The sequence below is a fragment of the Paraburkholderia unamae genome (assembly GCF_003096875.1).
GTDB classification, from domain to species: Bacteria; Pseudomonadota; Gammaproteobacteria; order Burkholderiales; family Burkholderiaceae; genus Paraburkholderia; species Paraburkholderia unamae.
On record NZ_QEOB01000026.1, the window covers coordinates 64,228 to 89,065 of the forward strand.

General features: G+C 65.9%; 18 protein-coding genes. 12 read left to right on the forward strand and 6 right to left on the reverse strand.

The genetic code is table 11. From position 1 onward, the window contains the following. Positions 1 to 310 precede the first annotated feature (310 nt). The 3 genes from C7402_RS37790 to C7402_RS37800 are packed head-to-tail and all read left to right on the forward strand — an operon-like array spanning position 311 to position 2,605. A complete protein-coding gene (locus C7402_RS37790; protein WP_116614176.1) occupies positions 311 to 1,714 on the forward strand; it encodes an FAD-containing oxidoreductase in 1,404 nt (467 codons plus the stop codon). 8 nt (positions 1,715 to 1,722) lie between these two features. Further along, positions 1,723 to 2,067 (forward strand): cupin domain-containing protein, encoded by a 345-nt coding sequence (locus C7402_RS37795; RefSeq protein ID WP_244315028.1) that lies wholly within the window; start codon positions 1,723 to 1,725, stop codon positions 2,065 to 2,067. Between the two features lie 49 nt (positions 2,068 to 2,116). Then, positions 2,117 to 2,605 (forward strand): metallophosphoesterase family protein, encoded by a 489-nt coding sequence (locus C7402_RS37800; RefSeq protein WP_116614178.1) that lies wholly within the window; start codon positions 2,117 to 2,119, stop codon positions 2,603 to 2,605. 89 nt (positions 2,606 to 2,694) lie between these two features. Here C7402_RS37800 and proP read toward each other — a convergent pair whose 3' ends face one another. The 3 genes from proP to argA all read right to left on the reverse strand — a co-directional run bounded on the left by proP (position 2,695) and on the right by argA (position 6,509). Beyond that, the gene (proP, locus tag C7402_RS37805; RefSeq protein ID WP_425273819.1) at positions 2,695 to 4,152 is read right to left on the reverse strand and encodes a glycine betaine/L-proline transporter ProP; all 1,458 of its coding nucleotides are present in this window, start codon (positions 4,150 to 4,152) and stop codon (positions 2,695 to 2,697) included. Positions 4,153 to 4,796: 644 nt separating this feature from the next. Continuing rightward, complete coding sequence (locus C7402_RS37810) at positions 4,797 to 5,072, reverse strand: oxidative damage protection protein (protein WP_112176784.1); 276 nt, start codon at positions 5,070 to 5,072, stop codon at positions 4,797 to 4,799. 45 nt (positions 5,073 to 5,117) lie between these two features. Then, entirely contained in the window at positions 5,118 to 6,509 is a 1,392-nt protein-coding gene (argA, locus tag C7402_RS37815) for an amino-acid N-acetyltransferase (protein WP_112176785.1), read from the reverse strand. A 23-nt stretch (positions 6,510 to 6,532) separates the two neighbouring features. Here argA and hrpA point away from each other — a divergent pair, with 23 nt between their 5' ends. The 5 genes from hrpA (at position 6,533) to C7402_RS37840 (ending at position 15,380) form a co-directional block, all read left to right on the forward strand. After that, positions 6,533 to 11,179, forward strand: a complete 4,647-nt coding sequence (gene hrpA, locus C7402_RS37820; protein WP_116614180.1) for an ATP-dependent RNA helicase HrpA — start codon at positions 6,533 to 6,535, stop codon at positions 11,177 to 11,179. A gap of 156 nt (positions 11,180 to 11,335) precedes the next feature. Then, the gene (locus C7402_RS37825; protein WP_116614181.1) at positions 11,336 to 12,349 is read left to right on the forward strand and encodes a YVTN family beta-propeller repeat protein; all 1,014 of its coding nucleotides are present in this window, start codon (positions 11,336 to 11,338) and stop codon (positions 12,347 to 12,349) included. A gap of 23 nt (positions 12,350 to 12,372) precedes the next feature. After that, positions 12,373 to 13,428, forward strand: a complete 1,056-nt coding sequence (locus C7402_RS37830) for a sterol desaturase family protein (RefSeq protein ID WP_116614182.1) — start codon at positions 12,373 to 12,375, stop codon at positions 13,426 to 13,428. A 224-nt stretch (positions 13,429 to 13,652) separates the two neighbouring features. Continuing rightward, positions 13,653 to 14,486, forward strand: a complete 834-nt coding sequence (locus tag C7402_RS37835) for an EI24 domain-containing protein (protein WP_112176788.1) — start codon at positions 13,653 to 13,655, stop codon at positions 14,484 to 14,486. A gap of 36 nt (positions 14,487 to 14,522) precedes the next feature. After that, positions 14,523 to 15,380 carry a competence/damage-inducible protein A gene (locus C7402_RS37840; protein ID WP_116614183.1) on the forward strand — a complete coding sequence of 286 codons (858 nt, stop codon included), beginning with the start codon at positions 14,523 to 14,525 and terminating at the stop codon, positions 15,378 to 15,380. 119 nt (positions 15,381 to 15,499) lie between these two features. On the opposite strand, the gene C7402_RS37845 is transcribed toward C7402_RS37840, so the two are convergent. Next, positions 15,500 to 15,964 carry a rhodanese-like domain-containing protein gene (locus C7402_RS37845; protein WP_112176790.1) on the reverse strand — a complete coding sequence of 155 codons (465 nt, stop codon included), beginning with the start codon at positions 15,962 to 15,964 and terminating at the stop codon, positions 15,500 to 15,502. A gap of 453 nt (positions 15,965 to 16,417) precedes the next feature. On the opposite strand from C7402_RS37845, the gene glnA reads away from it, so the two are divergent. The 4 genes from glnA to C7402_RS37865 all read left to right on the forward strand — a co-directional run bounded on the left by glnA (position 16,418) and on the right by C7402_RS37865 (position 23,043). After that, on the forward strand, positions 16,418 to 17,833 hold the full coding sequence (gene glnA, locus C7402_RS37850) for a type I glutamate--ammonia ligase (RefSeq protein ID WP_112176791.1): 1,416 nt from the start codon (positions 16,418 to 16,420) through the stop codon (positions 17,831 to 17,833). A 203-nt stretch (positions 17,834 to 18,036) separates the two neighbouring features. Next, complete coding sequence (gene glnL / locus C7402_RS37855) at positions 18,037 to 19,179, forward strand: nitrogen regulation protein NR(II) (protein ID WP_112176792.1); 1,143 nt, start codon at positions 18,037 to 18,039, stop codon at positions 19,177 to 19,179. Between the two features lie 66 nt (positions 19,180 to 19,245). Continuing rightward, a complete protein-coding gene (gene ntrC / locus C7402_RS37860; protein WP_116614184.1) occupies positions 19,246 to 20,817 on the forward strand; it encodes a nitrogen regulation protein NR(I) in 1,572 nt (523 codons plus the stop codon). A gap of 132 nt (positions 20,818 to 20,949) precedes the next feature. Further along, a complete protein-coding gene (locus C7402_RS37865) occupies positions 20,950 to 23,043 on the forward strand; it encodes a prolyl oligopeptidase family serine peptidase (RefSeq protein ID WP_116614185.1) in 2,094 nt (697 codons plus the stop codon). A gap of 9 nt (positions 23,044 to 23,052) precedes the next feature. Here the strand turns inward: C7402_RS37865 and xth are convergent, their stop codons facing one another. Both xth and C7402_RS37875 read right to left on the reverse strand, forming a co-directional pair. Continuing rightward, a complete protein-coding gene (gene xth, locus C7402_RS37870) occupies positions 23,053 to 23,838 on the reverse strand; it encodes an exodeoxyribonuclease III (protein WP_116614186.1) in 786 nt (261 codons plus the stop codon). Positions 23,839 to 23,963: 125 nt separating this feature from the next. Further along, a complete protein-coding gene (locus C7402_RS37875; protein ID WP_116614187.1) occupies positions 23,964 to 24,692 on the reverse strand; it encodes an SDR family oxidoreductase in 729 nt (242 codons plus the stop codon). Positions 24,693 to 24,838: the final 146 nt, after the last annotated feature.

The window sequence follows — 24,838 nt, forward strand, 5'->3', positions numbered from 1 at the left end:
GCCGCGACCCCAGAACCGATACCCTTTACCGAACGCCTGACGCCCACGCGCCGAGCGTTCGCCGATCCCCCTGACGCGCAGCGGCATCGCCCGTTTGCTGTTGTGACGTCACCCTGTGAGCCGCCTCGACGTGCGAGGCGGCTCTTTTTTTGTGCTCGTTCTTCTGTGCCGATTCGCGACGCGCAACGGGCGGCTGCCATTCGCCGCGCGTAAGATGGCGCGAGTGGCGTCTCGCGTCTTTCGCGTCCGGGCGGCCCATTTCAGGCCCGATTTCCGTGCCCCGCCCGCGGCACCAGCAAAGGAGAGCGGCATGGCAGAACGGTTTGATGCGATCGTGATCGGCACGGGGCAGAGCGGGCCGCCGCTCGCCGTGCGCCTCGGGCAAAGCGGGCGCAAGACGGCGGTGATCGAGCGTGCGTCGTTCGGCGGCACCTGCGTAAACGTCGGGTGTACGCCGACCAAGGCCTACGTGGCCTGCGCGCGCGCCGCGCATGTCGCGCGGCATGCGGCGGACTTCGGCGTGCGCATCGGCGATGGCACGCAGGCAAGCGACGTGCGCGTCGATCTCGCGTTCGTGAAGGCGCGCAAGGAGCGCATCATCGGCGCGTCGCGCGACGGCGTCGAGCACTGGTTGCGCGGCACGCCGAATGTCACGGTGTTCAAGGGCCACGCGCGTTTCACGGGCGCGCACACGGTGCGCGTGGCGGGCCACGACGGCTCGCCGCTCGCGCTCGAAGCGCCCGAGATCTTCATCAATACGGGTACGCGCGCGCAGATCCCCGCGATTGCCGGGCTCGAAACGATCCGCTACGAAACCAATTCGACGCTGCTCGCGCTCGACCATCTGCCCGAGCATCTGGCGATTTGCGGGGGCAGCTATGTGGCGCTCGAATTCGCGCAGATGTTCCGGCGCTTCGGCAGCCGTGTCACGGTGCTCGTGCGCGGGCAGCGCGTGCTTGCGCGCGAGGACGACGACGTTTCGCTCGCCGTGCGCGACGTGCTTGCGCGCGAAGGCGTCGAGTTTCGATTCGGCGCCGAGCCGCGCAGCGTCGCGCCGCGCGAAGGCAATGCGGGCGTGCGTATCGATCTCGATGACGGGACGCTCGACGTTTCGCATCTGCTCTTTGCGACGGGCCGCTTACCCAATACCGACGACCTCGGTCTGGAGGCGGCGGGCATCGAGCGCGATGCGCGAGGGCTGATTGCCGTAGACGGGGAATTGCGCACGGCCGTGGAGGGCATCTGGGCGCTCGGCGATGTGAACGGGCGGGGCGCGTTCACGCACACTTCGTACGACGACTTCCAGATCGTCGCGGCGAATCTGCTGGCCGGTGGCGCGCGCAGCGCGGATACGCGCATTCCCGCCTACGCGGTGTACGTCGATCCGCCATTCGCACGCGTGGGCCTGAGCGAGCGCGAGGTGCGCGAGCGTGGCAAGCCCGCGCTCATCGCGAAGATGCCGATGTCGCGCGTGGGCCGCGCACGCGAGCGCGGCGAGACGGACGGCTTCATGAAGGCGATGGTGGACCCGCAAACGAAGCGTATTCTCGGCGCGGCGATCTTCGGCATCGAGGGCGACGAGGCTATCCATACGTTTATCGACACGATGACGGCGGACGCGCCGTACACGACGTTGCAATACGCGATGCACGTGCATCCCACGGTGAGCGAGCTCGTGCCCACGCTGCTCGACGGCCTGAAGCCGCTGGCATGAGCGCACACATGAACGAAGCGAAGGCCGTCGCGTTCGGCAATCTCTATGCGGGCATCGCCCATGACGCCGCCGACGAGCGTTTCGACACGCTCGTTGCGCGCGGCGGCGTGCAGGTCGAACGCATCGTGTCGACGGGGCAGGCGAGCCCGCCCGGCTTCTGGTACGACGACGCACGCGATGAGTGGGTGGTGTTGCTCACGGGCGCCGCGACGCTGGAGTTCGAGGACGCGGGCGAGCCGCCGCGTCGCCTGCTGCCCGGCGATTACGTGCGGATTCCGGCGCACTGCCGTCATCGCGTGGCGTGGACCGATCCGACCGTGCCGAGCGTGTGGCTGGCGGTGTATTTCGGTTGATAATCGCTAACTCGTCCTTCACGTTCGCGCCGAGCCGAAACGAATCACCATGTCCGCGAAAGAAACGCTGCCGGCGCTGCGTATAGCGCTGGTTTCCGATACGCACAATCTCCTGCGCCCCGAACTGCTGGCTTTCGTTGCGCACGCGGATGCCATCGTGCATGCCGGCGACATCTGCGAGCAGGCCGTGCTGGACACGCTTGCCGCCATCGCGCCGCTCACTGCGGTGCGCGGCAACAACGATCGCGGCGCCTGGGCCGAAGCGCTGCCCGTGCAGACCACGCTCGAAGCGGGCGGCGTGCGGCTTGCCGTGGTGCACGAACTGCCCGACCTGCGCGGCGATCCCGCGGCCGACGGTATTGCCGTGGTGGTCAGCGGCCATTCGCACAAGCCCGCGCTGGAGACGCGCGAGGGCGTGCTGTATGTGAATCCCGGCAGCGCGGGGCCGCGGCGCTTCAAACTGCCGGTTTCGGCGGCCATGCTCACGATAGCAACGGGGGGCGCGTTGCACGTCGAGCACGTCAAGCTCATCGAGTGACGTGAGGCGAGCACAAGGAGACCGGGCAAGAAAAAAGGCCAGCGCGAGGCTGGCCTTTTTCGTTGTGCGTACAACTTAATCGATGATTATCAAGCGCGCACGGCGTTGGCGACGGCGTATTCCTCGTCGAGTTCGCGTGCGAGACGCACGCCGCGCAGCACCGCATGCGCTTCGGCCTTGTTGCTCACGCTCGGCGCCGAGCCCGGCAGCGGACGGCGCGCCGTTTCATGCAGCGCCAGCACCGAGATGATGCCGACCACTGCCGCGCCCATCAGGTAGTACGCGGGCATCATGAGGTTCTGCGTGTGCTCCACGAGCCATGCGGCCACGAGCGGCGTCGTACCGCCGAACAGCGACACCGACACATTGAAGCCGATGGCGAGCGCGCCGTAGCGGATCGCGGTCGGGAAGAGGGCCGGCAGCGCCGAGGGCATCACGCCCGTGAAGCACGAGAGCAGCGCGCCGAGAATCAGGAGACCGAAGAACACCGGCACGAGCTCACCCGTTTGAATGAGCGTGAGCGACGGGATCGACAGCAGGATCAGGCCCACGCAGCCCGCGAGCATCACCGGCTTGCGGCCCACGGCGTCGGAGAGGCGGCCGAACGCGAGCGTCATCGGCATCATCAGCACCATCACGATCAGCACGAGGAACAGGCCGTGCGTTTCGTTGAAGTGCAGCGTCGCCGAGAGGTAGCTCGGCAGGTACGAGAGCGCCATGTAGTCGGTCACGTTGAAGATCAGCACGAGACCCACGCACAGCAGGAAGGGGCGCAGATGTTGCGTGAGCAACGAATGCAGCGTGAGCTTCGGGCGCGTGTGCTCTTCGGCTTCGCGCAGTTCCGCTTCGCGCTTGAACGCGGGCGTTTCTTCGAGCTTCGTGCGGATGTACAGACCCACGAGGCCGAGCGGGCCCGCGATCATGAACGGTACGCGCCAGCCCCAGTCGAGCAGTTGCTGGTGCGAGAGCAAGGCGGTCAGCACGGCAACCGTGCCGGCGCCGAACACATAGCCGATCAGCGTGCCGAACTCGAGGAAGCTGCCCATGAAGCCGCGGCGCTTGTCGGTGGCGAACTCGGCGATGAAGGTGGCTGCGCCGCCGTATTCGCCGCCCGTCGAAAAGCCCTGGACGAGGCGTGCCACGAGCAACAGCGCGGGGGCCGCAATGCCGATCGAGTGGTACGACGGGATCAGGCCGATGGCGAAGGTGCCGCAGGCCATCATGATCATCGTCATCGCGAGCACGCGCTGACGGCCGATGCGGTCGCCGAGCGGCCCGAACACAATGCCGCCGATCGGGCGCACGAGGAACGCGGCCGCGAACGTGCCGAAGGTCGCGATGAGCTGCGCCGAGGGGCTGCTCGACGGGAAGAACACCTGGCCGAGCGTGACGGCGATGTAGCTGTACACGCCGAAGTCGAACCATTCCATGGCGTTGCCAAGGGCCATGGCGCCGACGGCGCGTTTGAGGAGGCTGTTGTCGACGATCGTGATGTCGTCGAGGGTAAGGTCGGTCTGCGCCGACGCGCCGGAAGTGGAAGCGGTCAAGGTCTGCATCTCCAATGACTGCGACGAACCCAGGAGGGCCCGCCACGGTTGCCGGAGAGTGCCGTTTCGCGATAGCGGCGACATTTCGCGCTCGGCGCGCCGGTTCACAGGAAGGAGGGCGGGCCGATGTTGCATCGCACAAGGCGAGCGGCGCACGAAAGCATGCTGAAGTGTCGCGAAACGACACTCGGACGAATTGTGTTTAACGTTGCGCCTGCGTGGCCGTGGAAGGGGGGCAGGACGCATGAGGACGCTGGACCGGCACGAGGTGCACGAGTGAAGCGCCGCTGAAACGAAAAAGAAGCTCGCGTGGCGAAGCGTTCTTTTTGTCATATGCGCACTCGGGTTGCTGGCGTTTTTGGGTGCCTTCCCGAATGCAATTGATGGCTAATGCCTGTTGAACGAGGCCACATGATAGCACGATAACGGAAGATCGCGCAAACGCAGGCATCTGCGCAGATTCGGGGAGGGGGCTGGAAGCCCCGTGTGGCGGGCGATTGCGCCGATTCGATGGAACCGTTTCCGCGATGGGAAACGCGCATGAAGCGCATAAAAAAACCGCGCTCGGGGCGCGGTTTTTGCGGTCGGGTTGGCTGTGCCCGAACGGGTCGGGGCCAGATCCCGGTGTGCAGCAGAAGGCGGGCTTAGCCTTCGGTCGGCGGCACGAAGCCCGACGCCTGGTCGGCGCCTTCGCCGAAGAAGTACTTTTCCGTTTGCTTCATCAGGTACTGACGCGCGCGCGGATCGGCCATGTTCAGGCGGTTTTCGTTGATCAGCATGGTCTGCTGCTTGAGCCAGCCCTGCCAGGCTTCCTTCGAAACGCTCTCATAGATGCGCTTGCCGAGATCGCCCGGCAGCGGCGGAAAGTCGAGTCCCTCGGCTTCCTTGCCGAGCTTCGCGCATTGGATCATACGGGCCATGCTGTGCTTCTCCTGTAGTCGTATGTGTGGGGTGGGCGGCGCCGCTCAGAGCTGCTTCATCAGCACGAGCGATTTGCGCTGCCAGTTATAGAGGCGGCGGCGGTCTTCGGGCAGGTCGTCCACCGTTGCCTTGACGAAGCCGCGCTTGAGGAACCAGTGTTCGGTGCGCGTGGTGAGCACGAAAATACGCGTGAGGCCGCGCGCCCGCGCGCGCTGCTCGATACGGCGCAAGAGCCGTTCGCCGTCGCCGGAGCCTTGCGCCTCCGGAGAGACCGTGAGGCACGCCATTTCGCCGATGCGCTCCTGCGAGTACGCGTAAAGCGCCGCGCAGCCAAAGAGCACGCCGTCGTGCTCGATCACCGAGAAGTGGTCGATGTCGCGCTCGATCTGGTGGCGCCCGCGCCGCACGAGCGTGCCGTCGCTTTCGAGCGGCTCGATCAGCGTGAGAATGCCGCCGACGTCGTCGGGCGTCGCCTCGCGCAGGCTTTCCAGATTCTCGTACGAGATCATGGTGCCCACGCCGTCGTGCAGGAATAGTTCGAGCAGCAGGCCGCCGTCGAGCGAATACGGAATGATGTGCGCGCGGCCCACGCCGCCGCGGCAGGCGCGAATGGAGTGCTTCAGATAGAAGCCTTCGTCGCCGAGCACGGTGCCGCCTTCTTGCAGCTTGTAGGCGTCGTCGAGCGACAATTCGCGGATCAACTCGCCTTCCTCGTCGATCAGGCCCTGCGTTTCCGTGAGGAAAACGATCTTGTCGGCGCGCAGCGCGATGGCCGCCGCCGAGGCGACGTCTTCCATCGACAGATTGAACGCCTCGCCCGTAGGCGAGAAGCCGAGCGGCGAGAGCAGCACGAGCTTGCGGCTTGCGAGCGAGTGACGGATCGAGTCGGCGTCGATCTTGCGCACGACGCCCGTATGCTGGAAGTCCACGCCGTCGAGAATGCCGACCGGCCGCGCCGTCACGAAGTTGCCTGACACCACGCTGATGTGCGCGTGCGCCATGGGCGTGTTCGGCAGACCCTGGCTGATGGCGGCCTCGATGTCGAGACGCACTTCACCGGCCGCTTCCTTCGCCGATTCGAGCGCGCGGGCATTGGTAATGCGCATGCCATGCGAGAACTCGGACTCGACGCCGTGCAGGCTCATCTGCTCTTCGACCTGCGGGCGCGAACCGTGCACGAGCACGATCTGGATGCCCATGGCCTGCAAGAGCGCAATGTCGGCCACCAGCGCGTTGAGCAGGTTCTGGTGCACGACCTCGCCGCCGAAACCGACGACGAAGGTTTTGCCCTGGAACGCGTGGATGTAGGGCGCGACCGATCGCATCCAGTCCACGAACTGCGCGTGCTGCGCCATGATCTGCGAGTCGGAATCCGCAGCGGCGGCGGAGGCCGGCGCGCTGGCGGTGGCGGGGACGAGGTCGGTTTGGGAATTCATGCCCGGGATTATAATGCGCCCCCATGTCGAATGTACCCAAAAGACCTGCCTCGGCGCAGGGCAGCAACACCCCGGCCGGGAAGGAAACGGCGCAGGACGGCGCGAAGCAGAAAAGCGCGTCGCAGAAGTATGGCGACGGGCAAACGCTCGCGTCGTCGGACAAGCTCGCCGCGCTCATGGGCGGCGCGCTGGGTGGGGCGCGCGTGCAGGATAAGCGCGCGGAGCAGCCGGCCCAGCCCGTGAAGCCGAAGGACGCGCAAGCGGATCAGCGTGCTGGCGAAAGTCGTCCCGATGCGCGTCCTGAAAGTCGTCCCGAAGTTCGCCACGAAGCGCCGGCGCAATCGCGGGTCGAAACACGCAAGCCGGAACCACCCCGCGAACCGCGAGGCGCTGCCAGGCCGACGGCCCAGCCGACGCGCGGCGAGGCGAGCCGCGCGCCGCAGGGCGAGTCGCGAGGACAATCGCAACGTGCGCCACGCGATGCGTCGAGCGGCGCGCGCCAGCCGCAAACGGGCAACCCTCGCCAACCCTCGCCGCAGCCAAAACCGGCGCAACAAAAACCGCCGCAACAAAAGCCACCACGCGCGCCGCGCCCCGAAGCGGTGCGCGATCACGATCAGTCCGCGCAGCGCAGCGCGCGCCCAGGCGGCGAACGCAGCGAAGCCGGCGAATCGAACGAACGCGCGCCGCGCGCGGAACGGCCGCCGCGCGCGCCGCGTCGCGTGATCGAGCCGAACAAGGTTCCGCCCATCACCTTCCCCGAAGCGCTGCCGGTCTCCGGCCGACGCGAGGAAATCGCACGCGCCATCGCCGAAAACCAGGTCGTGATCGTGAGCGGCGAAACCGGCTCGGGCAAGACCACGCAGTTGCCGAAAATCGCGCTCGCGTTGGGGCGTGGCCTGGGCGCGGGCGGCACGGGCCTGATCGGACACACGCAGCCACGCCGGATCGCGGCGTCGGCCACGGCGCGCCGCATTGCCGACGAACTGAATACGCCGTTCGGCGAAGTGGTCGGCTACAAGGTGCGCTTCACCGACAATCTCTCGCCGGGCGCCTCGGTCAAGCTCATGACCGACGGCATTTTGCTCGCGGAGACGCAAACCGATCCGCTGCTCAAGGCCTACGACACGATCATCATCGATGAGGCGCACGAGCGCAGCCTGAACATCGACTTCCTGCTCGGCTATCTGAAAGAGATCCTGCCGCGCCGGCCCGACCTCAAGCTGATCGTGACCTCGGCGACCATCGACGCCGACCGCTTCGCGCGCCACTTCGGCAGCGAGGACAAGCCCGCGCCCGTGATCGAGGTGAGCGGGCGTCTGTATCCCGTCGAGGTGCGCTACCGGCCGGTGCAGGAGGACAGCCCGGCGGTGAAGAACGCGCAGGGCACAACGGGCCGCGAAAAGGGCGCGAAGTCGCAACGCGACACCGATCGCGACCTGATGGACGCAATTGTCGACGCCGTGGACGAACTCTGCCGCGAAGGCTCGGGCGACGTGCTCGTGTTCCTGCCCGGCGAGCGCGAGATTCGCGACGCCGCCGAAGCGCTGCGCAAGCACCACCCGCCGCACACGGAAATCCTGCCGCTGTTCGCGCGGCTTTCCGCGCAGGAGCAGGAGCGCGTGTTCAAGCCGTCGAACGCGCGGCGTATCGTGCTCGCCACCAACGTGGCGGAAACTTCGCTCACGGTGCCGGGCATTCGCTACGTGGTCGACACGGGGCTTGCGCGCGTGAAGCGCTATTCGTACCGCAACAAGGTCGAGCAGCTTCAGATCGAGTCGATCGCGCAGGCTCCCGCGAACCAGCGCGCGGGCCGTTGCGGGCGCGTGGCGGACGGCATCTGCATCCGGCTTTACGAGGAGTCCGATTTCATCGCGCGCCCGCGCTTTTCCGATCCGGAAATCCTGCGCTCGTCGCTCGCGGCCGTGATTCTGCGGATGAAGTCGCTGCATCTCACGGCGATCGAGACGTTCCCGTTTATCGAGCCGCCGCCGGGCCGCGCCATTGCCGACGGCTATCAACTGCTCAACGAACTGGGCGCGGTGGACGACGACAACGCGCTCACGCCGCTCGGCCGCGAACTCGCGCGCCTGCCGCTCGATCCGCGCGTGGGCCGCATGATTCTCGGCGCACGCGACGAGCAGGCGCTGCGCGAAGTGCTCATCATCGCGAGCGCGCTGTCGGTGCAGGATCCGCGCGACCGGCCCATCGAGGCGCAGGAGCAGGCGGACCAGGCGCATCGCCGTTTTGCCGACGAGCGCTCCGAGTTCCTGCAATGGCTCAAGATCTGGGCATGGTTCGAAGAGGCCGTCGCGCACAAGAAGTCGAACCGGCAACTGCTCGATGCGTGCCGCGCGAATTTCCTCTCGCATCTGCGCCTGCGCGAATGGCGCGACGTGCACTCGCAACTGCTCACGGTCGTGCGCGAGCACGGCTGGCGCATCAACGAAGCCGACGCGACTTACGAGCAGATCCATCACGCGCTGCTCACAGGCCTGCTCGGCAACATCGGCCTCAAGGCCGACGACGAACCGTATTACCTCGGTGCGCGCAGCATCAAGTTCCACCTGTGGCCCGGCTCCGCGCTCGTGAAGAAAGCGGGGCGCTGGGTCGTGGCGGCGGAACTCGTCGAAACGAGTCGCCTCTACGCACGCTGTATCGCGAAGATCGAGCCCGAGTGGCTCGAGAAGGTGGGCGCGCATCTGCTGAAGACGTCGCTCTCGGAGCCGCATTGGGAAAAGCGCGCCGCGCAGGTGAGCGCGTTCGAGCGCGGCGTGCTTTACGGCCTGCCGGTGTACCAGCGCCGGCGCGTGGCGTTCGGCAAGCAGGACCCGGCGCGCGCGCGCGAACTCTTTATCCGCGGCGCGCTCGTGGAAGGCGAATTCGACACGAAGCTCCCTTTCTTCGCGCATAACCGCAAACTGCTCGCCGATATCGAGCAACTGGAACACAAGTCGCGGCGTCAGGACGTGCTCGTCGACGACGAGTTGATCTACGGTTTCTACGATCAGGCGATTCCCGAGGGCATCTATTCCGGCGCGTCGTTCGAACGCTGGTATCGCGACGAAGTGAGGAAGGGCGGCCAGCCCGAAGACAAGCAGCGCCTGTTGTACCTTTCGCGCGACGACCTGATGCGCCACGAAGCGGCGGGCGTGACGACCGACCTGTTCCCGAAGCGCATGACGATGTCGGGCGTGGCGATGGCGCTCACGTATCACTTCGAGCCGGGCTCGCCGCGCGACGGCGTGACGCTCGCGGTGCCGCTCTACGCGCTCAATCAGGTCGATGCGCGCCGCTGCGAATGGCTCGTGCCGGGCATGCTCAAGGAGAAGGCGCAACTGCTGCTCAAATCGCTGCCGCAGAAGCTGCGCCGTCACTGCGTGCCGCTGCCCGAGTACGCGGCGGGTTTCGCGGAACGCGTTGGCGGCGAACGCTTCGGCGCGGGCGGGTTGCTCGAAGCGTTGATCGCCGATGTGCGCGAGCAGAAGCAGGTCGCCTTGAAGCTGGCCGATTTCAAGCTGGAGACGCTGCCCGCGCATCTCTTCATGAATTTCAAGGTGATCGACGAGCACGGTCGCCAGCTCGCGATGGGGCGCAACCTCGCGCAACTGCGCGCCGAACTCGGCGCCCAGGCGCAGCAGCAATTCCAGAAGCTCGCGAGCGCCACGGCGCTGGCCGCGCTGGAAACGCATGCGCAGGGCGGCGCGCCCGCGGCGACGGAGCCCGTGCGCGAAGGCGGCGGCAACGCGCCGCAGACGCAAAAGGCCAGCGTGCCGCACACGGCCGCGCCGGGCGAGGGCGCGACGCCCGCCACCGCGCTCTATGAGAACCTCACGACGTGGAACTTCGGCAAGCTGCCCGAGCTGCTGGAAATCCGCCGCGGCGGACAGACGCTGTTCGGCTATCCGGCGCTCGTCGATCGCGGCACGCACTGCGACGTCGAAGTGTTCGATTCGCCGGAAGAGGCGGCGCGCATTCATCGCGCGGGGCTGCGGCGGCTGTTCGCGCTGCAACTGCGCGAGCCGATCCGCTACATGGAGAAGAATCTGCCGGGTCTGCGAGAGATGGCGATGCAGTTCATGGCGCGCGCGACTCAGGAGGAACTGCGCGACCAGTTGATCGAACTCGCGCTCGACCGCGCGTGCCTCCAGGACCCGCTGCCCGACGACGACGCGAGCTTCCACGCACGCAAGGACGAAGGGCGCGGGCGCCTTTCGCTGCTCGCGCAGGAAATCGCGCGCCTCGTGGGCCAGATCCTCGCCGAATATGCCTCGCTCGCGAAGAAGCTCGTGCAGGCCAAGGCCTTCGGCGCGCCGGCGGCGGACATGCAGGCGCAGGTCGACGCGCTCATCAGCAAACGCTTCATTCTGGAGACGCCCTATGCGCAGCTCGTGCATTTCCCGCGCTACCTGAAAGGCGTGGCGCTGCGCATCGACAAGCTGCGCGCCGACCCCGCGCGCGACGCGCGCCAGGCCGCCGAATTCCAGCCGCTCGCGCAGCAGTATCAGCGTGCGCTCTCGCAACGCGGCGGGGTATTCGATCCGCGGCTCTCCGAGTTCCGCTGGCTGCTCGAAGAACTGCGCATCTCGCTCTTTGCCCAGGAGTTGCGCACGCCGATGCCGGTTTCGGTCAAGCGTCTCTACAAGGTTTGGGAATCGATGCAGCGATAAGCCGCACCCGGCGCCGCGTCTGACGCATTGCGGGCCATAACACTTGTTCGAAAAGGGGCGCTTAATTGCGCCCCTTTGATATTTCAAGGGCCCTACGTCAACCTTGCGTGCAGGTAGACGTTCTACAATCACGAATCTGCCCGGGAACGATTCTTCATGCCTAACAAGAACACGCTTCGTCGCGTTGCCAGCCAAGCCGCTGGCTTCGCGCTCGCCTTCGCCGCGCTCGCCTCCACGGCCGCGCACGCGAACAACATCATTGTCCTCAATTCGGGCGAAGCCACGCTGAGCCTCATCGACGACAAGACGCACCAGGTCGTCGGCACCGTGCCCACGGGCAAGGAGCCGCATCACCTCTTTCCCACGCCGGACAACAGCTCGCTGATCGTCGCGAACTCGGTGTCGAACAACCTGCTGTTCGTCGATCCGAAAACCGGCAAGCCGCAGCGCTGGGTCGAGAACGTCGAAGACCCGTACCAGCTCGGCTTCTCGCCCGACCGCAAGTGGTTCGTGACGACCGGCCTGCGCCTCGACCGCCTCGACATCTACCAGTACGGCGGCGGCAGCAACGTCACGCTGGCCAAACGCCTGCCGCTTTCGGCCATGCCGAGCCACCTTGCGTTCACCAACGACAGCCGCACCGTGTTCGTTTCCTTGCAGGTCTCGGGCGAAATCGCGGCGGTCGATCTGCCCACGCAAAAGGTGCTCTGGAAAATGAAGGTCGGTCCGGCGCCGGCCGGCCTGTGGCTCACGCCCGGCGACAAGTACCTGCTCGTGGGCATGACGGGCGCCGATTACGTGGCCGTGGTGGACTGGCGCAACCAGAAGATCGTCAAGACGATCCAGGTCGGCAAGGCCGCGCACAACTTCCGCTCGCTCGTCGACGGCCGCCACGTGCTGGTGTCGAGCCGGGTGGCGAACGTCATCAGCATCATCGACGAAGAGACGCTCGAGAAAACTGGCGAAATCAACGGTCTGATGCCCGGACCCGATGACATGGAACTCTCGGCCGACAAGCGCTACCTGTGGGTCACGTTCCGCTTCGCGAAGCATATCGGCCTCATCGACATGCAGACGAAGAAGCTCATCAAGACGATCGCCGTGGGCCGCTCGCCGCACGGCATCTACTTCTACGACCGCGCGCCCGTCACGGCGCCGAACGGGGCGTAACGCGGGAGGGCGATAGCGTGGATATGGTGGCGTCTGTGCTGGCCTTCCTCGCGCACGCGGGGCACTCGGTGGTCTCGTGCGCGGACGACCTGGTGTCTTGGCTACAGACGCTCCTCTACGTGAACGCAATCCAGCCCTTGCTCTTTCACGCCGGCATGATGGACGTGGACGAGGACACCTACGACGCGCTGTACTGGGTGATCATCGGCGTGCTCGAAGTGGGGCTGATGTACGCGCTGCTGCGTCCGCTCGAAGCGCTCGCGCCCGCGGAAAAGTGGCGCGACCGCAAGGGCGTGGGCGTCGATGCGCTCTATACGTGGGTCACGCGCCTCGGCATCCTGAACCTGCTGTTCTTCTTCACGATGCAGCCGTTCTTCGATCACGCGCAAAGCACGCTGCGCCTGATGGGCGTGAAGACCGTGGACCTCGACAATCTCTGGCCCGGCGTGACGACCGAGCCGCTCGTGGCTTTCGCGATCTATCTCGTGGTGCTCGATTTTTGCAGCTACTGGTACCACCGGCTTTCGCACCGCTACGGCGTGTGGTGGGAGTTGCACGCGGTGCATCACAGCCAGCGCAAGATGTCGCTCTGGTGCGATGACCGCAACCATCTGCTCGACGTGCTGGGCCAGTCGTGCATGTTCGCCGTCGTCGCGCTCGTCATCGGCGTGCCGCCCGCGCAGTTCGTCGTGCTCGTCGCGCTCACGAATTTCATGCAGAGCGTGCAGCACGCCAATATCCGCGTGCATTTCGGCTGGCTCGGCGAGCGGCTTCTCGTGAGCCCGCGTTTTCACCGCCGCCATCACGCCATCGGCTACGGCCACGAAGGCACCACGTATGGCTGCAACTTCGGCGTGCTGTTCCCCTGGTGGGACATGATGTTCGGCAGCGCGTCGTTCAATCGCGAGATCGAGCCCACCGGCGTTCGCGACCAGCTCGAAGGCGTGCGCTACGGTGAAGGCTTCTGGGCGCAGCAGGGCTACGCGTTCGCCCGCATCGGGCGGCGCCTGCGCTCGCGCGCCCCACGGGCCGCAAGCGCCGCGCGGCGCGAGGCGCGGGACGACGCCACCGTTTCCTGAGCGCAGGTGCCGGGCCGCGGCATCGGGGCGTTGAATCGGGCCGTTGAATCGCGCCCGCGAACCGGCCCGCTTTCCTGCACCTTTCACCCGCGCGAATCACCTTCATTCACCCGCTGTCCCGTCTTACCCGCCTTGCGCGCGGTGGTTTATGCTGTCGGCTTGGTCGCACCGATTTTTCGCCGACACCGTGTTCTCCACCCGTCCTTTCGCCGTATTCCGCTCGCATGAATGACCTGTTGCGCTCGTTTGGCCGCGCGCTCTCGAGCGTGTTCCATCCCGCCATGCTGCTTCTCACGTTCGTGCCGTTTCTCCTGGCGGCGGCGGCGTGGGGCGCCGTGCTCTACGTGTTCTGGCAGCCGCTGCTCGACCTCATGCGCGGCGCGCTCGCGAACTGGTCATCGACGGCCTACCTGTACCACCTGTTCGATGCACTCGGCTTCGGCTGGCTGCGGGCGACGATTGCGCCATTTCTCGTCATCATCCTGACGATTCCGCTCATCGTCATCACGGTGCTCCTGCTGATCGTCGCGATTTCGATGCCGCGCGTGATCCGCCATCTGTCGAAGCGCCAGTACGCGATGCTCGACACGCGGCGCGGCGGGAGCTGGTACGGTAGCCTGTTCTATTCGCTCGTCACGACCGTTGTCTGCCTGATCGTGATGATCGTGACGCTGCCGCTGTGGCTCATTCCGCCGTTCTTCGCGCTCATCCCGCCGCTGCTGTGGGGCTGGCTGACCTACCGCGTGATGACCTACGACGCGCTCGCGCTGCACGCCAGCGTGGAGGAGCGGCGCGCGCTGGTGCGCAGCCACCGTCTGCCGCTCCTGGTCATTGGCGTGGTGAGCGGGCTGCTCGGCTCGCTGCCCACGGCGATCTGGGCCGTTTCCGCGTGGCTGCTCCTGTTCTTCCCGGTGCTGGCGGCGGTGACGATCTGGATCTACGCATTCATTCTGGTGTTTACGGCGCTCTGGTTCGGCCACTACTGCCTGCGCGCGCTCCAGCGCATGCGCGCGCAGGAGGTGCAGCAGGCGTCGAGCGACGTGACCATCGTGCACTAACGTTTCCACTACCAAGATCAAACAGCGAGGCGACACATGGCATTTGGCGTCATCATCATCGGCGACGAGATCCTCTCGGGACGCCGCACCGACAAGCATCTGCCGAAGGTCATCGAATTGCTCGGCGCGCGCGGTCTGTCGCTCGAGTGGGCCCAGTACGTGGGCGACGACCCCGCACGCATCACCGAAACGCTGCGCCGCTCGTTCGCGTCGGGCGATATCGTGTTTTCCACGGGCGGCATCGGCGCGACGCCGGACGACCACACGCGCCAGTGCGCGGCCGCGGCGCTGGGCGTGCCGCTCGCGCTGCATCCCGACGCCGAGGCGGCGATCCGCGAGCGCATTCGCGATATGCACACGGGCGCGGAACCCGTGAACTATCAGTCGCCCGAGAATCAGCACCGGTTCCAGATGGGCACCTTCCCGCAGGGTTGCGAGATCATCCCGAATGGCTACAACAAGATTCCGGGTTTTTCGATTCGCGACCACCATTTCGTGCCCGGTTTTCCGGTGATGGCCTGGCCGATGATCGAGTGGGTGCTCGACACGAAGTACGCGCATCTGCATCACCAGACGCCGCACGCCGAAAAGTCGCTGCTCGTGTTCGAGCTGCCGGAGTCGACGCTCACGCCGCTCATGGAGCGCATTGAGCGCGACTTCCCGGGCGTGCGCGTGTTCAGCCTGCCGAGCGTGGGCGACACGGAGCGCGGCGGCATTTATGCGCGCCGCCATATCGATCTGGGCGTGAAGGGCGAGCCCGAGGCCGTGGCGGCCGCCTTCGTGAAGCTGCGCGAAGGCGTGCACGAACTGGGCGGCGACGTGGTGGAGCCGGCTGCGGTGGGCGAAGGAACGCCCGATCGCGAGCGCCGCAGCGGGCCGCGCGCCGGTTTCTGATTCAGCGCGCGGCGCGTGCGCCGCGCAGGGCCGGGCGGCGCATCATCGGCGTGTCACATGCGGCGCTCAGAGTGGCCCGTCGGGCTGGCGCCGGCCGCCTGCGGCAGGATGGGTGAGCGTTACGCGCCGATCCACGGCAGGCCGCGGAAGCACCAGCCGGTGACGGTCTTGCGGTGGCCCTGACCGTCCTTGTCGCCCTCGAAGCCTTCGAGCAGGTCATAGGCTTTCGTGAAGCCGGCCTTCGCGGCTTCGATGGCGGCGAGCTTGGAGCGCGCGGCGCTGCGGCACAGGAACAGCACGGGCGCGTCGGCTTCCACGGCGCTCTTGAGTTGGGTGAGGAATTCGGCGTTGGGCACGCCGCCGGGGTAGCGAGTCCATTCGACGTGGGCATACTGGCCGTCGCCGATCACGGGGCGGCCCACCCAGTCGAGTTCCGCTCGCGTGCGTACGTCGACGAGCCGCGCGCGCGGGTCGAGCTGTAGAAGCTCGAATGCCTCGGCGGGGGACACCGCGCCCGCGTAGGGCAGTTGATTCTCGACGCGGCGCTTCTCGGCCTGGGCGTACAACTGTTCGAGCGTACTCATGACAACGGATCTCCTGTTTCGCGTTGGACCAAAAAGTTATTCTAGCGCGCGGGGACGCAGCGGGAAGGGCGGTCCGGGTCGCACCCGCCGGGCGGCTGGCAGCGTCATGGATGGGATGCATTGAGTTGGTGCATATCTGATGATTTGCACCATAATGGATAAAGATTCGCGCGCCAAATTCGGGATTGCACGAATTTGGTGCCGATGAGTCGCCAGACTGGCGGCTCCATAAAGGCGCGACGCACGATTTTTGTTTGCAAGTGCGTGTCGCGAAAGGGTTTTGCGCCAGCTTGGCGCATGCATGGCATGGAAGCTGCTTTATACGTCGCGATCGATTCGCAGCCGGCCAGCCGGGGTTAGCAGGACGGACCCAGGAAGGAGGCGGCCGGCGAGGATCAACAAGATTGGGACGGCGGCAGCGTTCGCCGAAATCGTTAATCAGGAGAATAGGTTATGAGTAAATCCGTGGCCGACGTCATGCAGCTCGTCAAGGACGAAGACGTCAAGTTTGTCGACTTCCGCTTCACGGACACGCGCGGCAAGGAGCAACACGTCTCGGTTCCGTTGTCGCATTTCGACGAAGACAAGTTCGAGTCGGGCCATGCGTTTGACGGTTCGTCGATCGCCGGCTGGAAGGGCATCGAAGCCTCGGACATGCTGCTCGTCCCGGACGCGAACACGGCCTTCATCGACCCGTTCTACGAAGAGTCCACGCTGGTGCTGACCTGCGACGTGGTCGAACCGGCTGACGGCAAGGGCTATGAGCGCGATCCGCGCTCGCTGGCAAAGCGCGCTGAAGCGTACCTGAAGAGCACGGGCCTGGGCGACACGGCCTTCTTCGGTCCGGAACCGGAATTCTTCATTTTCGACTCGGTCCAGTGGAACACGGACATGTCGGGTTCGTTCGTGAAGATCGGTTCGGACGAAGCACCGTGGTCGTCGGCACGTGAAATCGAAGGCGGCAACACGGGTCACCGTCCGGGCGTCAAGGGCGGCTACTTCCCGGTCGCTCCGGTCGACACGTTCCAGGACATCCGTTCGGAAATGTGCCTGTTGCTCGAACAGATCGGCATCCCGGTCGAAGTGCACCACCACGAAGTCGCTGGCCAGGGCCAGAACGAAATCGGCACCAAGTTCTCGACGCTGGTTCAGCGCGCGGACTGGACGCAGCAGATGAAGTACATCATCCATAACGTGGCGCACACGTATGGCAAGACGGCTACGTTCATGCCGAAGCCGATCGTTGGCGACAACGGTTCGGGCATGCACGTTCACCAGTCGATCTGGAAGGACGGCCAGAACCTGTTCGCAGGCAACGGCTACGCAGGTCTGTCGGAATTCGCGCTGTTCTACATCGGCGGCATCATCAAGCACGCTCGCGCGCTGAACGCCATCACGAACCCGTCGACGAACTCGTACAAGCGTCTGGTTCCGCACTTCGAAGCACCGGTCAAGCTGGCTTACTCGGCACGCAACCGTTCGGCATCGATCCGTATTCCGCACGTGTCGAACCCGAAGGGCCGCCGTATCGAAACGCGCTTCCCGGACCCGATGGCCAACCCGTACCTGTGCTTCTCGGCACTGATGATGGCAGGTCTGGACGGCGTGCAGAACAAGATCCATCCGGGCGAAGCCGCCGACAAGAACCTGTACGACCTGCCGCCGGAAGAGGATGCAAAGATCCCGACCGTTTGCGCCGGCCTCGACCAGGCTCTGGAAGCACTCGACAAGGATCGCGAGTTCCTGACGCGCGGTGGCGTGTTCACCGACGGCATGATCGACGCCTACCTCGCACTGAAGGAAGGCGAGCTGCAACGCGTGCGTATGACCACGCACCCGGTCGAGTTCGAACTGTACTACTCGCTGTAACTGGCGATGGCGCTTCGCCGGGCTGTATTCAAGCGAAGCGCCGGTTCAGTTTGTTCGACTCGCAGCACGACGCTTGCGATCAGTCTCGAAGGGACGGCGGTGCCGTCCCTTTTTCGTTGGGCCGCCAGACGTGCCGAGGCGGCGCCACCGTTCTTCACGACCCGGACCGTTGCTGGCGCGCCGCATGGCCGCCGGCCTGAAACATGGTGCTCAAGAATCTGATCAAGGCAAGAAAGGGCCACGCGGAGCCGCTCTCCGACGATGCGCCGCTCGTCGACTCCGGGCTGCTGCCCGGCTTCGAGGCGCTGCCGACCGTCGTGCTCGTGCTCGACAAGCGCACGCTGCGCGTGGCGTTCGCGAACCCTTCGGCCGAGGCGATGCTCGATCTTTCGCGCCGTCAGCTCGCGCAGATGGCGTGGTCCGATCTCTTCTCGAACGCGGACGAACTGCTCACCACGATTGCGTCGATCGCCGAGCATCGCTTTCACGCGACACGCCTCGACGCGTCGCTGGAGCGCCCCGGCCGCGAACCGCTCAACGTGCATGCGATCGTCGGCTTTCTCGAAAGCGCGCCCGACTATGTGCTGCTCGAACTCTTCGAGAACGAGCGGCACTTGCGCAGCGACCGCGAGGAGCGCATTCACGACCTCACGGCCGTGAACAAGCATCTGATCCGCAATCTCGCGCACGAGATCAAGAATCCGCTCGGCGGTATTCGGGGCGCGGCGCAACTGCTCGAATTCGAGCTTGGCGCGCTGGAGCGCGACGAGTTGCGCGAGTACACGCAGGTGGTCATCAAGGAGTCGGACCGCCTGCAAACGCTGGTCGACCGGCTGCTGGAACCGCACCGTCATCCACACATCGTCGGCGACGTGAACATTCACGAAGTGTGCGAGCGCGTGCGCGCCGTGATCCTCGCGGAGTTCCCGCGCGGCCTCACGATCGAGCGCGACTACGACGTGAGCGTGCCCGACCTGCGCGGCGACAAGGAGCAACTGATCCAGGCACTGCTCAATATCGTGCGCAACGCGGCGCAGGCGCTGCGCGAGCGCATTTCGCAGGGCGACGCGCGCATTGAGTTGCGCACGCGCATTGCGCGCAAGGTGACGATTTCAAAGCGCTTGTGCAAGCTGGCATTGGACTTGCATATCACTGACAACGGCCCCGGCATTCCCGAGGAGATCCGTGACCGCATCTTCTATCCGCTCGTCTCCGGACGCGAGGATGGCAGCGGTCTCGGCCTCACGCTCGCGCAGACGTTCGTGCAGCAGCACGACGGACTGATCGAAGTGGATAGCCGGCCAGGCCACACCGAGTTTCAGATTCTGTTGCCGCTTGATAACTGAGCCGATAACCGAAGCTGTTTTTAGACTGACCGATACCGCACGCCACCAGGACTTCTGACCGACCTTATGAAGCCGATCTGGATAGTAGACGACGACCAATCGATACGCTGGGTGCTTGAAAAGGCCCTGGCCCGCGAGAACTTCGCCACCCGCAGCTTCTCGAATGTGCGCGAAGCCGCGAGCGCGCTCGATCACGACAGCCCGCAGGTGCTCGTCTCCGACATCCGCATGCCGGGCGGCTCGGGCCTCGAGCTGTTGCAGACCGTGCGCGAGCGCGTGCCGGGCTTGCCCGTCATCATCATGACGGCGTTCTCGGACCTCGATAGCGCAGTGGCCGCATTTCAGGGCGGCGCGTTCGAGTATCTCGCCAAGCCCTTCGACGTGGACAAGGCTGTCGAGCTGATTCGCCGCGCCGTGGACGAAAGCATGCGCGGTGAGCAGCAGTGGGACGAACGTCCCGCCGAAGCGCCGGAAATGCTCGGCCAGGCGCCCGCCATGCAGGACATGTTCCGCGCCATCGGACGGCTTTCGCATTCGGCCGCCACCGTGCTCATCACGGGCGAGTCGGGCACCGGAAAGGAGCTTGTCGCGCGCGCCTTGCACCGACATAGCCCACGCGCGAACGGTCCGTTCATCGCGCTGAACACTGCGGCCATTCCGAAGGATCTTCTGGAGTCCGAACTGTTCGGCCATGAGCGAGGCGCGTTCACGGGCGCGCAGGCCATGCGCCAGGGCCGCTTCGAACAGGCCGAGAACGGCACGCTGTTCCTCGACGAAATCGGCGACATGCCGTTCGACCTGCAAACGCGCCTCTTGCGCGTGCTCTCGGACGGGCAGTTCTACCGCGTGGGCGGACACAATCCGCTGCGTGCCAACGTGCGCGTGATTGCCGCCACGCACCAGAACCTCGAAACGCGTGTGCGCCAGGGGCTGTTCCGCGAGGACTTGTATCACCGGCTCAATGTGATCCGGCTGCGCTTGCCCGCGTTGCGCGAGCGCAGCGAGGACATTCCGCTGCTCACGCGCCACTTCCTCCAGAAGAGCGCGCGCGAACTGGGCGTGGAGCCCAAGCGCGTGTCGGACGAAGCGCTCGCGTATATGTCGGCGCTGCCGTTTCAGGGCAACGTGCGCCAGCTCGAGAATCTCGCGAACTGGCTCACGGTGATGGCGCCCGCGCAGACCATCGAGATCAAGGACTTGCCGCCCGATCTCGTGCCGGCGCACGGCGCGCCGGGCGCGGCTGCGGCGCTCGCCGAAGGGGTGAGCGTTGCCGATGCGGCGGCGGGCGCGGCGACCAACGGCGCGGCGGCCGCATTGCCGATTGCCGGCGCGGCTCCCGGCGCGGGCTTGCCTGGTGCGCTGGGCGGCGTGGTGTTCGCGACACCTGGCGCCAGCGCGGCCAACGGCGCCGCCATCTCTCCGCTGAGCGTGTGGGAGAGCGGTTTGCGCACGGAAGTCGCACGCCTGCTGCGCGAAAACAGCGCGGACGTGATGGACGAGCTTTCGCGTCGCTTCGAAGCCGCGGTGATACGCGAGGCGCTCGACTTCACGCGCGGGCGCAAGGTGGAGGCGGCCGAGCGCCTCGGCATCGGCCGCAACACCATCACGCGCAAGATCCAGGAACTCAATCTGGAATGAGCCTGCATTGGCCGGATGCATGAGCCAATGAGGCGCCGGGCTGGCTTCGCGCAAGGCGAGCCGGCCCGGTGCGCAGTGCGCCGACGCGCACACAGGGCATAATCGACGCTGTTTTCCTGTCGACGACCGATCATGCCCGTGACTTCCCCCTGGCCCGCCGAGGCCGATCCCTTCCTTTCCCTCGAATCGCTCGACGACCCCGCTGTCATGGCTTGGGTCGAGTCGCAGAATGCGCGCACGCGCGCCGCGTGGCATGGCGGCGCGCGCTTCGAGGCGCTGGAGAAGCGCCTCGCGCAGGCCTATTTGCCGCGCGAGCGGCCCGTGATCCCGAGCCGCTGGCAGGAGTGGGCCTACGACCTCTGGGAGGACGAGGACAATCCCAAGGGCCTGTGGCGCCGCGCGCTCTGGGCCGACTGGCGTGCGCACAAGCCGCAGTGGCAAACGCTCATCGACTTCGACGCGCTCGGCGCGAAAGAGGGCATGTCGTGGGTTTGCGCGGGCATCGACATCCTCTACCCGGACGGCGACCGCGCGCTGATCCAGCTTTCCGATGGCGGCTCCGACGCGGTCATCGTGCGCGAATTCGACATCGTGCGGCGCGAGTTCGTCGATGGCGGCTTCGCCATCGCCAAAGAAGGCAAGCACATCATTTCGTGGATCGACCGCGATACGGTGTACCTGGGTTGGGACGCCGGCGGCAAGATCGGGAAGAGGATGCTCACACGCTCGGGGTATCCGCGCGAGGTGCGCCGCTGGACGCGCGGCACGGCGCTTGCCGACGCGCCCGTGGTGTTCAGCGGCGAGTTCGACGACATCAGCGTGGAAGGCGACTACGACCCGGTCGAGAAGCGCCACGACGTGGTGCGCAGCGTCGACTTCTTCGACTCCTGTTCCTATCGTCTGGATGAGCACGGCGACTGGCAGCTCTACGACGTGCCCACGCACGTCGCGGTGGGCGCGTGGCACGGTTGGCTGCTGCTGGAGCCGCGCCTCGACTGGACGATTTCAGGCGCCACGTACAAGGGCGGCGCGCTGCTCGCGATCCGCGAAGACGCCTTCCTCGCAGGCGATCGCACGTTCACGACGCTGTTCGCGCCCACGCCGGTGACTTCCGCCTGCGACTGGACCAATACGCAAAACGTCTTGATCGTCTCCTGGCTCGATGACGTGCAGAGCCGCACCATGCTCTGGCAACCGCAGCAGGCCGATGGCGCATGGCGCTGGGAGTCGCGCGTGTTCCCGTCGCGCGCGAGTTCGCAGGTGGATGTGTCGCCCATTGAGGACACGCTCAACGACGAGGTGTTCGTCGACGTGGACGATTATCTGCTGCCCCCCGAATACTGCCTCGCCGATCTCGCGCAGGCCGATCTCCAGCAGTGGGAATTGCTCGACCGCTGGCCCACGCAGTTCGACTCCGGGCCGCTCACGGTGATCCGCTCGCATGCGAAATCGGCGGACGGCACGAGCGTGCCGTTCACGGTGATCGGCCCGAAAGCCGCGCTCGAAGGCGAGTCGCGCAAGGCGTCGCCGTGTCTGCTCACAGGCTACGGCGGCTTCGCAATCGCGCTCACGCCGCAATATCTCGTGGGCTCGGGCATCGGCTGGTTGGAGCAGGGCGGCGTGGTGGCGATCGCGCACATTCGCGGCGGCGGCGAGTATGGCACCGCGTGGCACGTGGAGGCGCAGCGCGAACACCGGCAACGCTCGTTCGACGACTTCATCGCCGTGGCCGAACAGTTGATCGCCGACGGCTATACGAGCGCCGCGCAGCTCGGCATCAAGGGCGGCAGCAACGGCGGGCTGCTGGTGGGCGCGTGCATGGTGCAGCGTCCCGAACTGTTCGGCGCCGTGGTGTGCGAAGTGCCGTTGCTCGACATGCAGCGCTATCCGCTGCTGCATGCGGGCGCGTCATGGATCGACGAATACGGCGATCCTGAGGATGCCGAAGAAGCGCGCGCGCTCGCCGCGTACTCGCCGTACCACCGCGTGAAGCCCGGCGTCGTGTACCCGTCCTCGCTTTTCACGACTTCGACGAGCGACGACCGCGTGCACCCGTCGCACGCGCGCAAGATGGTCGCGCGCATGCAGCAGCAGGGGCACGCGAACGTCTGGTACCTGGAGAACACTGAAGGCGGACATGGTCCCGGCAGCGATTCGCTCGAGCGCGCGCAGTACGACGCGCTCGTCTATCGCTTCCTGTGGACCACGCTCGGCGGGAACTGGTAAGGCGGGGACTCAGCCGCCGATATCGAGCGTGGCGATCACCGGCGTGTGATCGGACGGCTGTTCCCACTTGCGCGGCACCTTGTCCACTTCACACGCGGTGAGGTGCTGCGCAAGCGCGGGCGAGAGCAGAATGTGGTCGATGCGCAGGCCCGCGTTGCGGCGAAACGCGAACATGCGATAGTCCCACCACGTGAAGATCTTCTCCGGCTGCTCGAACTGGCGGAACGAATCGACGAAACCGAGCTCGATCAGGCGCTGGAACTGCGCGCGTTCCTCGGGCGAGACCAGGTTCTGGCCTTCCCAGGCCTTCGGGTCGTGCACGTCGCGGTCTTCGGGGGCGATGTTGTAGTCGCCGAGCAGCGCGAGCTTCGGGTAGCGCTGCATCTCCTGCGCGAGCCAGTCGTGCATGGCGTCGAGCCATTGCAGCTTGTACGCGAACTTCTCGGTGCCCGGCGCCTGGCCGTTGGGAAAATACGCGCTCACCACGCGCACGTCGCCAATCGTCGTGGCGATCACGCGCTGCTGCGGATCTTCAAAGCCGGGAATGTTGCGCACGACCGTCGCTTCGTCGACGAAAAGCCCCTCGCGCACGAGGATGCCCACGCCGTTATAGGTCTTCTGGCCCGCGAACCAGCTGCGATAGCCGTGCGCTTCGAGATCGGCGCGCGGGAATTTGTCGTCGGTGAGCTTCAGCTCCTGGAGGCAGAGCACGTCGGTCTTGCTCTCGTTGAGCCAGTCGATGACGTGCTGTAGACGGACCTTGAGGGAGTTGACGTTCCAGGTGGCGATTTTCATGTGAGGCTCGATAGGGTGGCGGCGCGCCGGGCGCTGCGACGCAAGGCGGTAAAGCGCGCATCGCCAGTGCGACGCGCGCGCGACGCGCCATTATCGCCTGCTTCGCGCAGCCCGCGGCAGCGGCCTCACCATTCCTCCAGCCATGGCCTCAGATCGAGTTCGTGCGTCCAGGCGTCGCGCGGCTGCTGGTGCAGCGTCCAGTAGGCGTCGGCGATGTGCTCCGGGTTCAGGATGCCGTCGCGTTCCTTGAGCTTGTAGCGCTCGGGAAAATTCTCGCGGATGAATTCGGTGTCGATCGCGCCGTCGACGATGATCTGCGCGACGTGGACGCCTTGCGGGCCGAGTTCGCGCGCCATCGACTGCGCAAGCGCGCGCAACGCGTGTTTCGCGCCCGCGAATGCCGCGAAGCCCGCCCGCCCGCGCACGCTCGCGGTCGCGCCGGTGAAGAAGATCGAGCCGCGCTCGCGCGGCAGCATCACTTTCGCGGCTTCGCGGCCCATCAGGAAGCCGGCGAAGCAGGCCATCTCCCAGACCTTGTGATAGACGCGCGCCGTCGTTTCGGTAATGCCGAAGCGCACATTCGCGCCGATGTTGAAGATCGCCACTTCGATCGGCGCAATGCGCGCCTCGATGTCCGCGAACAGGGCGATCATGTCCTCTTCGTTGCGTGCGTCCGAGCCGAAGGCGTACGCCTCGCCGCCTTCGGCCTCGATCTGCGCGACCAGCGGCGCGAGCTTGTCGGCGTGGCGGCGCGTCACGCAGGCTATGTAGCCCTCGCGCGCGAAACGGCGCGCAATCGCACCGCCCGTGGCGTCGCCCGCGCCGATCACCAGCACGGCTTTCTTTGTCGTCATGGTGCTTGCCTCCTGATTATTTGACTGCAATGCGGAATGAAGAACTGCATATCGGTTTCGAGTATCTTAGGCCGTGCTCGACAAGTCAAAGGTTTACTGGAGAAATCGAGGAAAACGTCAATTGATGCGCGCGCCGCATGCCGGTA

Bases quoted from the DNA above. Each gene is read 5' to 3' on its own strand.
- C7402_RS37830 (WP_116614182.1), top strand. From the start codon at position 12,373: ATGGTGGCGTCTGTGCTGGCCTTCCTCGCGCACGCGGGGCACTCGGTG.
- C7402_RS37825 (WP_116614181.1), top strand. From the start codon at position 11,336: ATGCCTAACAAGAACACGCTTCGTCGCGTTGCCAGCCAAGCCGCTGGC.
- ntrC (WP_116614184.1), top strand. From the start codon at position 19,246: ATGAAGCCGATCTGGATAGTAGACGACGACCAATCGATACGCTGGGTG.
- C7402_RS37810 (WP_112176784.1), bottom strand. From the start codon at position 5,072: ATGGCCCGTATGATCCAATGCGCGAAGCTCGGCAAGGAAGCCGAGGGA.
- xth (WP_116614186.1), bottom strand. From the start codon at position 23,838: ATGAAAATCGCCACCTGGAACGTCAACTCCCTCAAGGTCCGTCTACAG.
- C7402_RS37795 (WP_244315028.1), top strand. From the start codon at position 1,723: ATGAACGAAGCGAAGGCCGTCGCGTTCGGCAATCTCTATGCGGGCATC.
- C7402_RS37840 (WP_116614183.1), top strand. From the start codon at position 14,523: ATGGCATTTGGCGTCATCATCATCGGCGACGAGATCCTCTCGGGACGC.
- glnA (WP_112176791.1), top strand. From the start codon at position 16,418: ATGAGTAAATCCGTGGCCGACGTCATGCAGCTCGTCAAGGACGAAGAC.
- C7402_RS37800 (WP_116614178.1), top strand. From the start codon at position 2,117: ATGTCCGCGAAAGAAACGCTGCCGGCGCTGCGTATAGCGCTGGTTTCC.
- glnL (WP_112176792.1), top strand. From the start codon at position 18,037: ATGGTGCTCAAGAATCTGATCAAGGCAAGAAAGGGCCACGCGGAGCCG.
- argA (WP_112176785.1), bottom strand. From the start codon at position 6,509: ATGAATTCCCAAACCGACCTCGTCCCCGCCACCGCCAGCGCGCCGGCC.
- C7402_RS37845 (WP_112176790.1), bottom strand. From the start codon at position 15,964: ATGAGTACGCTCGAACAGTTGTACGCCCAGGCCGAGAAGCGCCGCGTC.
- C7402_RS37835 (WP_112176788.1), top strand. From the start codon at position 13,653: ATGAATGACCTGTTGCGCTCGTTTGGCCGCGCGCTCTCGAGCGTGTTC.
- C7402_RS37865 (WP_116614185.1), top strand. From the start codon at position 20,950: ATGCCCGTGACTTCCCCCTGGCCCGCCGAGGCCGATCCCTTCCTTTCC.
- C7402_RS37790 (WP_116614176.1), top strand. From the start codon at position 311: ATGGCAGAACGGTTTGATGCGATCGTGATCGGCACGGGGCAGAGCGGG.
- hrpA (WP_116614180.1), top strand. From the start codon at position 6,533: ATGTCGAATGTACCCAAAAGACCTGCCTCGGCGCAGGGCAGCAACACC.
- C7402_RS37875 (WP_116614187.1), bottom strand. From the start codon at position 24,692: ATGACGACAAAGAAAGCCGTGCTGGTGATCGGCGCGGGCGACGCCACG.